The sequence below is a fragment of the Veillonella parvula genome, assembly GCF_032550495.1.
GTDB classification, from domain to species: Bacteria; Bacillota; Negativicutes; order Veillonellales; family Veillonellaceae; genus Veillonella; species Veillonella parvula_G.
In genome coordinates this window covers 71724-84706 of the sequence record NZ_JAWFZJ010000006.1, presented here as the reverse complement: position 1 = coordinate 84706, position 12983 = coordinate 71724, and the positions used below count along the sequence as shown (strand labels likewise).

General features: G+C 39.9%; 12 protein-coding genes. 1 reads left to right on the top strand and 11 read right to left on the bottom strand.

Annotated features, from left to right (window positions below):
- Window positions 1-250: 250 nt before the first annotated feature.
- Genes E6X37_RS10020 through thiT form a run of 3 tightly spaced genes read right to left on the bottom strand, consistent with a single transcriptional unit; the run spans window position 251 to window position 3114 of the window.
- Window positions 251-1486: a molybdopterin molybdotransferase MoeA gene (locus E6X37_RS10020; RefSeq protein WP_195394631.1), complete on the bottom strand. Its 1236-nt coding sequence runs from the start codon at window positions 1484-1486 to the stop codon at window positions 251-253.
- Window positions 1467-2591, bottom strand: coding sequence for a molybdopterin-guanine dinucleotide biosynthesis protein B (gene mobB / locus E6X37_RS10015; RefSeq protein WP_195394630.1), 1125 nt, complete (start codon window positions 2589-2591; stop codon window positions 1467-1469). The genes E6X37_RS10020 and mobB overlap by 20 nt, the downstream gene beginning before the upstream one ends.
- Window positions 2584-3114 carry an energy-coupled thiamine transporter ThiT gene (gene thiT / locus E6X37_RS10010; protein ID WP_105086691.1) on the bottom strand — a complete coding sequence of 177 codons (531 nt, stop codon included), beginning with the start codon at window positions 3112-3114 and terminating at the stop codon, window positions 2584-2586. Before thiT ends, mobB begins: the two co-directional genes overlap by 8 nt.
- Before the next feature lie 183 nt (window positions 3115-3297).
- Between thiT and E6X37_RS10005 the strand changes: the two genes are divergently transcribed.
- A complete protein-coding gene (locus E6X37_RS10005) occupies window positions 3298-4284 on the top strand; it encodes a GMP reductase (RefSeq protein WP_004696596.1) in 987 nt (328 codons plus the stop codon).
- A gap of 137 nt (window positions 4285-4421) precedes the next feature.
- Here E6X37_RS10005 and E6X37_RS10000 read toward each other — a convergent pair whose 3' ends face one another.
- The 8 genes from E6X37_RS10000 to argF all read right to left on the bottom strand — a co-directional run bounded on the left by E6X37_RS10000 (window position 4422) and on the right by argF (window position 12973).
- A complete protein-coding gene (locus E6X37_RS10000) occupies window positions 4422-5615 on the bottom strand; it encodes an MFS transporter (RefSeq protein ID WP_195394629.1) in 1194 nt (397 codons plus the stop codon).
- Between the two features lie 174 nt (window positions 5616-5789).
- The gene (gene dcuC / locus E6X37_RS09995; protein ID WP_195394628.1) at window positions 5790-7145 is read right to left on the bottom strand and encodes a C4-dicarboxylate transporter DcuC; all 1356 of its coding nucleotides are present in this window, start codon (window positions 7143-7145) and stop codon (window positions 5790-5792) included.
- 21 nt (window positions 7146-7166) lie between these two features.
- Entirely contained in the window at window positions 7167-8345 is a 1179-nt protein-coding gene (locus E6X37_RS09990; RefSeq protein WP_278468251.1) for a M20 metallopeptidase family protein, read from the bottom strand.
- Window positions 8346-8440: 95 nt separating this feature from the next.
- The gene (locus E6X37_RS09985) at window positions 8441-8623 is read right to left on the bottom strand and encodes a hypothetical protein (RefSeq protein ID WP_042977898.1); all 183 of its coding nucleotides are present in this window, start codon (window positions 8621-8623) and stop codon (window positions 8441-8443) included.
- 137 nt (window positions 8624-8760) lie between these two features.
- Entirely contained in the window at window positions 8761-9948 is a 1188-nt protein-coding gene (locus tag E6X37_RS09980) for an aspartate aminotransferase family protein (RefSeq protein WP_278468255.1), read from the bottom strand.
- A gap of 85 nt (window positions 9949-10033) precedes the next feature.
- The gene (gene argB, locus E6X37_RS09975; RefSeq protein WP_316689775.1) at window positions 10034-10891 is read right to left on the bottom strand and encodes an acetylglutamate kinase; all 858 of its coding nucleotides are present in this window, start codon (window positions 10889-10891) and stop codon (window positions 10034-10036) included.
- A 10-nt stretch (window positions 10892-10901) separates the two neighbouring features.
- Window positions 10902-11852, bottom strand: a complete 951-nt coding sequence (gene argC, locus E6X37_RS09970; RefSeq protein ID WP_227037122.1) for an N-acetyl-gamma-glutamyl-phosphate reductase — start codon at window positions 11850-11852, stop codon at window positions 10902-10904.
- Between the two features lie 110 nt (window positions 11853-11962).
- Window positions 11963-12973 carry an ornithine carbamoyltransferase gene (argF, locus tag E6X37_RS09965; RefSeq protein ID WP_278468263.1) on the bottom strand — a complete coding sequence of 337 codons (1011 nt, stop codon included), beginning with the start codon at window positions 12971-12973 and terminating at the stop codon, window positions 11963-11965.
- Window positions 12974-12983: the final 10 nt, after the last annotated feature.

Below are 12983 nucleotides of genomic sequence, written 5' to 3'. Positions count from 1 at the left end.
GTAGATTGAAATAAAATTTTGTCAAAACTCAATTAATATAATTAAAAGGACTGTCCTTTTGTTGACTTTATTATAAGTTAATTGAGATTTAATTTCAGTACCTATAGCAACAGAATTGAAATAATTTTATATAACAAATAGACGAGACCTCTAGAGAGACCTCGTCTTATTATTATCACTAAATATTACAGATATGTAACATCCTAAATTTTGAAATATTAAACGTCTATAAATATTAATCTCATATAATTTAAATCGCAGGTAGCAGTCCTAATAGATACACATCAAAAGTATCGCCAGGCCGTACCTCATGTACGCCTCTCGGAATACACGCCAAAGCATTAACCGTATATAAGCCTAACATGCTACTACTGTTAAAGTGACGATTAGCCACAAAGCGTGGCGCGCCACCACCGAAGATTACTTTACCTTGTACATAGCGATCAAAAGCATTGCGTTTAAAAATTTCCGAATCCATAACACAGGCCACCACTGGTGTAGTCCAGTTTGCCAAACCTTTATAGCGTTTCAAGGTTGGTGCTACGATTAAATGCCACCCATTAAAGGCAGCCCCTGGATTACCGGACAAACCAAAGATAATCTGACCTTTTGGGGTAACCGCACCATAAGATGCTGCACCCGGTCGCATTTGAATACGGGCATAGATAGATTTTGCTCCTAGTTTTTCATAAATAAGAGGCATCGTATCGAAAAGGCCTACCGACACACCACCAGAACTGATAATAACATCTGCTTCTTCACTAAGCTTCAACACATGGTTGATTTCAGAGTCTAACTCCTCCGGAGCATCACTTACATGATAATGTGTTATCTTATGAAAACCTAAATCCTCCAAGAGCCCACAGATCATAGCTCGATTAGAGTTGTAGATTTTACCAGGTGTTAAACTTTCACCAGGTTCAATAACCTCATGGCCAGAGGTAAGAACTAATACACGAGGCATGGCATTAACAGATATTTCCGTCATACCTAGCCCCGTCAAAATGGTTTGTACTGTAGATGTTACCTCTGTACCACGTGGGATCACAATGGTGCCGGCAACACACTCCTCACCTTGTGGAATAATATGATCACCACAATGATATTTGCCTTGAATCGTAATTGTAGTTTGTGGTTCACCAGTGCCAACCACTTGTTCTTGCATGATGACAGTATCACATGTATCTGGTACCGGTGCACCAGTCATAATACGCACCGCATGACCAACGTCTACGGGATGTTCCCATACAACACCAGCACCAATGATACCGTCAACGATATATTCATTACGACCTTCTTCGTAGGCGATGGCATAACCATCCATAGCAGATTTTGGGAATGCAGGTACGTCTGTGGGTGCAATAATGTCCTCTGCTAACACGTACCCCTTCGCAGCCTTAACATCTATTGTTTCAACTTTATGAACTTGCGTTTGTAAGGCTTCATCCCACAATTGGAGCGCCTTCTCAACAGTAACGACGGCCATTTAAACTCCTCATCATTTCCTGTATGTGACGTACCAATTCAGGTACGTCTTGATCTAACTTACCAATTTCTATCGTCGCCACTCGGTCCATGGAATCCGAGATAAGCTCTTCCGTATGTCCCTCTTGGGTAACCTCTATAATAGGGGCAATCCCTTGAGACCGTGATTCTAGTATAACTATATCTACGGGCATAAACTGTGATATTTCATACAGATTTGATTGTTCTTTTGTACGTATGCGAATCGCTGTTTCAGTAGGCCCTGCAATAGCAACCGCATCAGCCCCAGCTTTATAAGCAAGATCTGTATCTGTTCCCTCATGATCCATCTGAAAGCCATGTTTATCGCTTTTGACAACACCAACGGATAAACCGATTTTTTGTAACTCAGACACAAGACGCGTTACAACAGTTGTCTTACCTGTTTTACGTTTTGATGCGACCACACTAATTAAAGGTACACGGCGAAATTCATTTTCCGCCAAAGCTCGCGCCCATTGATAATCTTCAAAGCGATTAATATTACTTAATTCCCAGCTATAGTCAGTAGCATCAATGGACTCAACATGCCCAATGACGTCAAGAGCATGATGCAAGGATACATTTTCGCCAACAAGAATAGATTGAATTAAGGACGCAATATATGGCCTATAAATACCGGCCATCGGCTCAGATTTACCACTTTCACTATATGGGACAATGGCATTCCAATCATTATGATCTACTTGATAGAGCCAATCATAATACAAATCCATTTCCATGAATGGCATATCTACTGCCATTACTGCATAAGCAGAACTAGTACCAACCGCTAGAGTGCTATACAGCCCCCCTAAAGGTCCGCATCGCCCAACAGAATCACGAACAATAGAAACCTTATTTTTCTCATCGTTCGATAATGTATCTATAATATGAGTCTGTATAGCAAGTCCTAATTGCTCGTCATCACCAATGGAGATAAGAATATCTTGAACATCTGCATCTAAGCCCTTACGAAGGGCATGAGATATAAGACTTTCACCATTAATCCAAGACAACAAAGCCTTAGGTTGCCCCATTCTAGTGCTGAGTCCTCCAGCCAAAATAATTAAACCTAATTTATCCACGACGTTGTAAACCTCGTTTAACACCTTGGTAGATGAATAGTAAAACTGCAATATTTAAAAGCCCATCTGGTACCATATAGGATGCATTATAAATCATGGAATAAACCCAAGGATTCTGCCCTTGCGGAGCATAGCTAGCAAAGACCACAGCACCGCTCGTAACAGATGCCCCCCAACGCAATACAATACCTACGATGGATCCAGTGATAAGTCCAGAAAGAGAATCTTTAAAGTAACCACAAACGCCAATAGCACCGTAAGCAACCAAGTAGTCTAATACAATACTTAAATAATGAACAGATGATTTAAAGCCTAAAATAAAGTGTAATATACCATATACAACACCTACGAAGATACCTCGTGTTCCGCCCCAACGATATGCGTAAATCATGAGTGGTACCAAAGCTGCCGCCTTAATAGAGCCTCCCTGTGGCATATGAAAAATCGTAATAAATGACAACACTTGAGCAATGGCAATTGCTACGCCAGCTTCAGCAAGCATACGGGTTTTAGACTGTTCCACATTAATCAACCTCCTTTTACCATATATCTATAAATGAATATATTATTTATACAATCTACTTGTATTGTACTACAGTTTATCCCTTATACCAAACAAAATATTCGGAACGTATTGAAAATTTTATGAGTCTCTTGTATAATGGTACAGGTTCAATATGTAATACTCGAAGGAGATATAGAAACTATGATTAATACAACTAACATCTTTGATTATGAAGACGTGCAATTGATTCCTAACAAATGTATTGTCTCCAGTCGTAGCGAATGTGATACACATGTAAAATTAGGTAAACGCACATTCCGCTTGCCAGTAGTACCTGCTAATATGCAAACTATTATCGACGAAGAGTTGGCTGAAAAATTAGCTCGTGAAGGGTATTTCTATATCATGCATCGTTTCCAACCAGAACGTCGTATGGACTTTGTAAAACGCATGCACGACCTTAACCTATATTCTTCTATTTCTATCGGCGTAAAAGCTGAAGAATTTGCTTTAGTTGATGAATTTAAGAAAGCAAACTTAACCCCAGAATATATCACTATTGATATTGCACATGGTCATTCCAATGCGGTCATCGAAATGATTCAATACATAAAAAAGAACTTACCTGAAACCTTCATTATCGCTGGTAATGTAGGCACTCCAGAAGCAGTTCGTGAACTAGAAAATGCTGGTGCTGATGCGACTAAAGTAGGCATCGGTCCTGGTAAAGTATGTATCACAAAATTGAAAACTGGCTTTGGTACTGGTGGCTGGCAATTAGCGGCTGTTCGCTGGTGCGCAAAAGCAGCTACTAAACCTATCATCGCTGACGGCGGTATTCGTGACCATGGCGACATCGCAAAATCCATTCGCTTTGGTGCTACTATGGTTATGATTGGCTCCCTCTTTGCAGGTCACGAGGAATCCCCAGGGGAAGAAAAGATTGTTGACGGCAAAGCTGTAAAAGAATACTTTGGTTCCGCTTCTGAGTTCCAAAAAGGGGAACGCAAAAATGTAGAAGGTAAAAAAATCTTCATCGATTCCAAAGGTTCTATCTTCGATACATTAACTGAAATGGAACAAGATTTACAATCCGCTATTTCTTACGCTGGCGGTACGACTCTACAAGCCATCCGCAAAGTAGACTATGTGCTTGTTAAAAACTCCATCTTCAATGGCGATCGCTAATCTAATCAATATATAATGATAGTTCTAAAAGCCACAGGTTCTAGACCTGTGGCTTTTTAATGCGAGAAATACATAAAATATAAAAATATGAAAAAGGAGCTACGATACGAAAATCGTAGCTCCTTAATTATAGGCTATTAAATTTGTTCTTCACTAAGACCACAGTCTTTACTCATTAAATGGTATGCGTATTTACCAATACCTGCACTTACAACAAGCAATATAGTCAATACGATAAATGCTACTGTAAGACTTGTACCGTGCGCAATGAAACCAATTAAGGCAGGTCCCATCAAAATACCCATATAACCGAGCATTGTGGATGTTGCGACCGCTTGTGTCATAGGAATGACATTTTGTTCCCCCATTGCAGAGAATAGGTTTGGTACTATCATAGCTAATGAAATACCCAATAATAAGTAAGTATACATGGATGCATGACCTGGCAAGAACACGATAAGCCCCATCGCAATAGAGCCAAGTAAGTAGCCACCAACAACAACTTGCTTTGATGTTAAGTGTTTACCTAATCTATTACCAAGCAAACGGCCTATACACATAGTACCATTAAAGAGCATTACACCCATGACAGCCTCTTCAATAACAATCCCTTTATCTTCAAATAAATATAATGCACTCCAATCCCCTACAGCACCTTCTACCAAGTAAGAAACAAAGGACAATAAACCAAAAATAAGAGCGATTGGATGAAAGGACAATGGGCTTTTAGATTTTTTAGTAACCTTTGCATTTGGATCACTACCAAAGGTCAACATAAATTGGCTAACTACAACCATCGCAATAAATAGTACGATGAGAAGTCCCCAAATACTTTGATTAACAGGCAGCGATAAGATTTTTAAAAGCACGAGCAAAACACCGGCACCAGCAAAACCACCTAAGCTCCAGCCACCGTGATAGGCGCCCATTAAATGTTTTTTGCTCACCTTTTCTGTTAGGATAGCTTGTAAATTAGCAGAAGCACCACTAAGGCCTACACCAATACCAAAAAAGAACAGGGCTACTGTTGTTGTAGCAATAGTAGGACACATAGTAACGATGGCAAGAGATACCATACCAATAAAGCTAGCTAACAAAACGACTCTCTTACACCCAAAGCTTTCTACAAGCTTACCTGCTATAGCCATGGATAAACAAGAACCTACACCGAGCAACAAAATCATGGAACCTAATACATCTTCACCAATACTAAGCTTTGCTTTTAAATATGGCACAAAACCAGCCCATAAAGCTGTGTACATACCAGGGATAAAAAATGCCCCAAAAGCACCACGAATATTTGCTGTTGAAATAGAAACTTGATCGTTCATTACATCCTTTCTGGCTTCTAGAACCGTCCGGCGAAGAAAGGCCCTTTTTATCCGCAAAGCACTAAAACTTGTACTTTAACAGGAAACCATTTTAATTACATATGATTTAATATTGGAATATAATAACCCTCTTTACAAAACATGTAAAGAGGGTTTTGTAAATTTAAATTAAAATTAAAAAAGCACCCATATTCCCGCACAACTTGTAAGTAATGCCACAAGAACTGGCACAGCCGTGCGTCTAAGTAAATCTACCGATTTAATATGAGCTACACCAGCTACACCAACCATAACTGGACTAATTGGGCTTAAGAACAAACCAAGGCTAGCTCCATTTTGCATGCCAAGCATAGTGGTAATCGGATCAAGGCTAAGATTAGATACAATATCAGGTACTAGTGGAACTAATGTGAATAATGGTGCTACGTTACTACCTGTAACCATACTAAGTCCTAGCATACCCCCTCCAAGAATAGAGGTAAGTCCAATAGAGTTTAAGGATAGTGTTTGAAGTGTACTAACTAACGAATCAATAAGGCCTAGGCTAACCAAACCTTGCGCAAAGATTTGCCCCCCTATAATAAGAGTCACTGCATAAGAGAACTGATTCCCCATACCTTCAAAGAAAACTGTGGTGCTCTTAAGTACAGTTCTCAGATTTCGATGACGAATTAATTCTGTCATTAGAGCAATGCCAAAGGCAAGCATCATGGCAAGAGTAACATTCATCTTTACACCAGAAAAACCATACTGGCTAAAGCCTAAGATAAAACACAATGGTAATAATGGGAATATCATATATAGCTTGGGACCAATAGGCGCTTTAGGAATGCTTTCAAGATCATTTACATCCATAGGGCCATCAATTCGATCTCGATATCTCTGCCACCAGAAGTGCGCTATGGCAGTCACAATAGCAACTAAGAAATAAATCCTCAACTGATAGCCTACAAAATAGTTTGGCACAGGAATATTTAATACCTTTGCAATCAATAAAGTAGACACCGCCCCAGGTCCTACATCCATAAGGTGTCCCGTAGCAATAACTGCAGCCGCCCCTACAGGACTTACACCTAATCGAACTAAAACAGGATACATTGTGACCATCATGAGGAGAGCAAGACTCAAAGGATTGGGAACACAAATAGCTAATCCCATATTGAGTAAAAACATAAGGGCTAACACAATATATGGTCGATTAAGGCGATATAAAGGGCGGATAAAAGTATCTGCGAGTCGCGTTCCTGCCCCAATATATTCCATATATTTTGCATAGCCTGCACAAGTCATAATCATAAGGCCCAAATTAACTATATTATTAGATGTCGTTATCCTTACGATATCCATGGCATCAAATATAAGAACCCCTGTAGATTGACCATCAACTAATATGGCATCAATCCATTTTCCCTCATAAGCGATGAACATCATGAGGATTCCCATGCCAATCAAAATAGGCTGTGGTTGATAGCGCTTCATCAATAATATGCCTGTTATAGCAATAATAATGAGACATATAACTATATTCATAAGAACCTCTTACATAGAATTTTAGTTATGTTCTTTTAACCACTGAATTGCATATTCAGTATACACCGCAGATGCTGCAGATAATACGGTATCATCCATATTAAATCTATTATTATGATGATCGTATGTAGCTTCTACTTCAGGGTTTTGAATACCAATAAAGGCAAAGCATCCTGATTTATCTTGTAAATACCATGCAAAATCTTCTCCAGGCATTACTTTACGCATCTTAGAAAGCTTGTCCTCACCTAATGTATCAATAACGACACGTTCTGCAAGTTCACTGGATTCAGGATCATTAATAGTAGGAGGCACTTTTTTTATATATTCTAATGTAGCAGTCGCTCCATAGGCTTCTGCAGTGTGTTCCACAATGCGGCGAATAGTATCGACAATGTATTGTTCTTGGTTTGGATCAAAGAAACGAACCGTACCGCCCATGGAAGCTTCCCCAGGAATGACATTCCATTCTGAGCCAGAGTGAATATTGCCAATCGTAACAACGACGGAATCAAGGGCACTCACATTACGAGAAACCACAGTTTGCAAATTCATAACGATGGCACTAGCCACCACGATAGCATCGACCGCTTGGTGTGGCTGCGCACCATGACCTTGTTTGCCTTTTACGTTAATAGTAATTTGGCTACTTGCAGCCATACGAGGACCTTCCTCAACAGACACAAGACCCGCTGGCAAATCGATCCACACATGCCCTCCAAAGATAGCATCTACCTTATCATACCAATCGCCAAACTTAATGAAATCCGGAGCCCCTGCTCCAGTTTCTTCCGCAGGTTGAAATGCTAAATATACATCGCCTTCGATGCGGTCTTTCATAGACATTAGCATCTTTGCCGCACCTAGTAAAATAGCCATATGTCCATCATGACCGCAGGCATGCATTTTACCCTCTACTTCAGATTTATAATCTACTGCATTATGTTCATGAACAGGCAATGCATCGATGTCAGCACGTAACGCAATGGCTTTGCCAGGCTTAGAACCATGAATAATGCCGATTAATCCGATACCACGGTCTGTATCTACATGAACCTCTACGCCCATAGACTCTAGCTCTTTAGCCAAGGTCTTCGTCGTTTCAAACTCTTCATTACTAAGCTCTGGATGTTTATGAAAATATCTACGCCAATCTTGCACGTAGCCTTTATATTGCTCTATTAAATCGCGACTATGCATGATATCGCCTCCTCACTAAATCCCAACATTACTAGGAATAACATGGTAAAAGTAAAAGAAAACGACAGGCAACGCCATGTCGTTTTCTTAGTTTCTTATCGGTTGCGCAATACCGCTTGTACCGCTAAGGATACAATAGCCGTTGCAACTGTCACAGCAGCAGTGATTTTTGCCGTTGTGATAAGTTCTTCTTTTGTAGGTTTTGCTTTTGCCGCAATGTCCAACGTTTTTGCTACCGCTGGAACCAATACTTCATTACGTAAGGATTCTGTATTCATATTTACTCCTCCAATATAGACTATTTCTTCTAGGGTAACACGAATACGGACTAAAGTCTATATAATCATCGGTTTATTTCCATAGTTCAATGTTACATAACTATAGTAAACGATATTTATGAAAGCTAGACGAATTCTTATTTTACGGCTAATTCTTCAATCACTTCCGCTAAAATAGCAATCGCTTTTTCTAGTTGCTCTTGTGGAATATTAAGGGCTGGTAAAAGACGTACCTTATTTTTAGCAGATAAACATACAACACCTTTTTCAATGCATTTCTCTATAACGGTTTTAGCATCAACCGTAGTTTCAATGCCAAGCATGAGTCCCATACCGCTAACACCAATGACACCAGGTTTATCAGTTAAGGTCTCCTTTACGTATTCCCCTTTTGCTTTTACAGAATCGAGAAATTCAGGAGTTAAACGACTAATGATGGTATTACCTGCAGCCGCGCAGATTGGATTACCTCCAAAAGTAGTAGCATGAGCACCAGCATTTAATACATATTGCATCTTTTCATTGAATAAGGTGGCACCCATGGGTAGCCCTCCGGCCAAACCTTTTGCAGTAGATACCACATCTGGTTCGATACCAAATTGTTGGTATGCATATAAGCTGCCAGTCCGACCATTACCAGTTTGTACCTCATCGATGAGTACCAGTTGATCGTGTTCATGCGCATATTTTGTTACCGCTTGGACAAACTCTTTATCTAAGGGCATAACCCCACCTTCACCTTGGATAGGTTCCATCATGATGGCACAAACAGCTGGATTAGCAAGGACTTTCAAAGCCACATCAATATCATTAGCTGGTGTGTGAATAAAGCCTTCCGTAAATGGGAAGAAATGTTGATGGAATACATCTTGTCCTGTAGCAGACAAGGTGGTAATAGTACGACCGTGGAAACTATTGACCAAGGTAACAACTACATGACGACCTTCTCCGTATTTATCATGGCTATATTTACGAGCTGCCTTAATAGCACATTCGTTAGACTCCGCACCAGAGTTAGAGAAAAACACCTTTTTCATCCCCGTTTTCGCGCAGAGCTGTTTCGCTAGTTCAATCTGTGGCAAAGAATAGTATAAATTAGAAATATGATTCAACGCATGAGACTGCTTAGTAACAGCGTCAGTCCACTCATCATCGTCAACACCAAAAGCCGTTACGCCAATACCAGAGCCAAGGTCGATGTACTCTTTACCATCTACGTCCCACAAAAGGGACCCCTTCCCTTTTTGAAAGCATACGTTGAACCGACCATACGTATTGGCTATATATTCTTTATCTTGTTTTTCAAAATCGATTGCATTACTCATTATATCCTCCAAATGTACGGTCATGCCGTCGTCTATCTATGTAAAAGATACCCAATAGATGATTACCCGTATTATGTTTACTATATTAAGCAACAAACATGGTGCCAAGGCCTTCATCGGTTAATAACTCGATAAGAATAGCATGTGGAATTTCACCATTGATGATAAATACCTTTTGTGCCCCAGCTTCTATGGCCTCTAAGCAGCAATCTACCTTTGGAATCATACCGCCTGCAATGACACCATCCACTTTTAACTGAGCGGCCTCGGCCATCGTAATTTTAGAAATTAAAGAATCTGGATCATGCACATCTCGCAGTACACCATCAATATTGGTCATAGCCACCATTGTTTCCGCCTTGAGAGCGCCTGCAATCTTTGCGGCTACGGTATCCGCATTAATATTGTAGGTCTTGCCATCGGCTCCCATGCCGATAGAAGAAATAACTGGAATATAGCCACGGCTAATTACGTCATGGATAATGCTCGTATCAATAGTATCAATATAACCTACGTAACCAAGTTCTTCGTTTTGTTTATGAACTTGAATCATGTTGCCATCTACGCCACAAAGGCCAACAGCTTTGCCACCAAGATCCGTTAAATCCGCCACGAGCCCTTTATTCACCTTACCGGCTAGCACCATTTGTACAACATCCATCGTTGCTTCATCGGTAACACGTAATCCATTAGCAAAATGTGATTCAATTTGCATCGCCTCTAAGGTGCTATTAATAGCTGGACCACCACCATGAACGAGCACAACTTTTACCCCCACTAATCGAAGTAATAGTAAATCCTTCATGACAGATTTCTTTAACTCTTCATCCACCATGGCATTGCCACCGTATTTAACGACAACGTACTGATCTGTGTATTGTTTTATATATGGAACGGCCGCCGTTAAGATATGCGCCCGCATTGCATTTGTTACATCCTTCATAGTTCCCTCTCTAATCTAATACTAAACCAGTATTTTCTGGTAAGCCCAATGCGATATTCATACATTGAACGGCGGCACCTGATGCACCTTTACCTAAATTATCGAAAATGGCATGAACCATAATGCGTTCATCGTTACCAGTGACATTGATTTTCATGCTGTCCGTATTGCTTAATTGATTAGCGTTTAACATACCGCTATTGCTATTTTCAGTAAATGGTGCAACCGTAATGATTGTACTATCTTTGTAAAAGTATTCTAACGTTTGTTGTACCTTATCAATACAAACAGGTTTATGACATAAACGACTATGAATACCTACGGTAACCTCCATTCCAGAGTAGTAATCATCAACAATTGGCATAAAAATTGGAGCTTCACTAAGGCCGCATACATGTTGTACTTCGGGTAAATGTTTATGTTCTTGACCAAGCCCATATTGACGTGGAGCATAAAGGAAATAGTCCTTAGGACTACTTTCATATTGGTCAATCATCTTCTTGCCACCACCGCTATAACCTGTTAAAGATGTAATGGTGAAAGGATAATCCACTGGCACGAGTCCTGCTTTTACAAGAGGAGCTATGCAAGCAATCATACCGCTCGCATGACAGCCAGGATTTGCAATATGTTTTTTAGTTGCAATAGATGTTTTGTAGCTTTCACCAAGTTCTGGGAACCCATATGCCCAACCAGCTGTAGTTCTAAACGCTGTAGAAGTATCAATAACCTTACATGGAAAATCACCAATAGCGGCCATAATTTCCTTAGAGGCCACATCAGGTAAGCAAAGAAATACAAGATCCGCTTTTTTTGCAACCACTTTAATGGCCTCTACATTTTTGCGATCCTCATCAGCAGTCGCTAAGAGCTCTATATCTTTTCGATCGGATAATCGTTCATGAATTCTAAGACCAGTTGTGCCTTCATGACCAACAATAAATACTCTATGGGGTGTCATAATAAACCTCACTTCTCACCTATTGGTGACTCACACCTATTTATATAGCCCTTTATCCAATATAAATAGGAAACAAACTATACAATTCATCACCATTTAGGAGGATGAATTTATTTCAATGGATAATCTCCAAAGGTAGCAACCATAACTGCCTTAATCGTGTGGAGACGATTTTCTGCTTCTTGGAACGCTAAAGAGTTTGAACCTTCGAATACCTCTTCGGTCACCTCAATGCCATTCATGCCAAACCGTTCATAAATATCTTTACCTACTTGTGTTTCTGTGTTGTGGAACGCAGGTAAACAGTGGCAGAACTTCGTGTTCGGATTGCCAGTTAATACCATCATTTCTCCATTTACTTGGAATGGTTTAAAGGTATTGATACGTTCCTCCCACATATCGTAAGTATCACCCATCGTTACCCACACACCAGTGTAAATAACATCTAAGCCTTTAACGCCTTCAGCTACATCATCTGTGCAAGTAATAGTAGCACCCGTTTCTTTAGCCACTTTTAAGCACTCTTCGTAGAATGGACCAGCTGGCCAGTATTGTTTAGGGCCAATGAGTCTGAAATCCATCCCCATTTTAACGGCACCACTCATCAAGGCATTGCACATATTTGATTGACCGTGTCCAACATAAGCAAAGGAAATTTTATTCAACGGTTTATCGATATTTTCTTGTATGGTTAAGAAATTTGCTAATGTTTGTGTAGGATGATCCATATCGGTAAGCCCATTCCAAACAGGTACGCCAGAATAATCAGCTAATGTATCTACATCGGCTTGATCAAAACCTCTAAACTCGATAGCATCATACATAGATCCTAGAACACGAGCTGTATCTTTTAAGGATTCTTTTTTATTCATTTGGGAACCTGTAGGGCCAAGATATGTTGTATGAGCACCTTGGTCCGCAGCCCCTACCTCAAAAGCACAACGTGTCCGTGTTGAGTCTTTTTCAAAAATTAATGCAAAGTTTTTACCTACTAATGTTTTGATTTCTTTGCCCACTTTTTTATCTGCTTTTAATTTAGCTGCTAAGTCCAAGAAGTATTTAATTTCTTCTGGTGCGTATTGAAGCATTGTTTTAAATGATGTATGTTGTAAACTTTTCATGATAACCTCT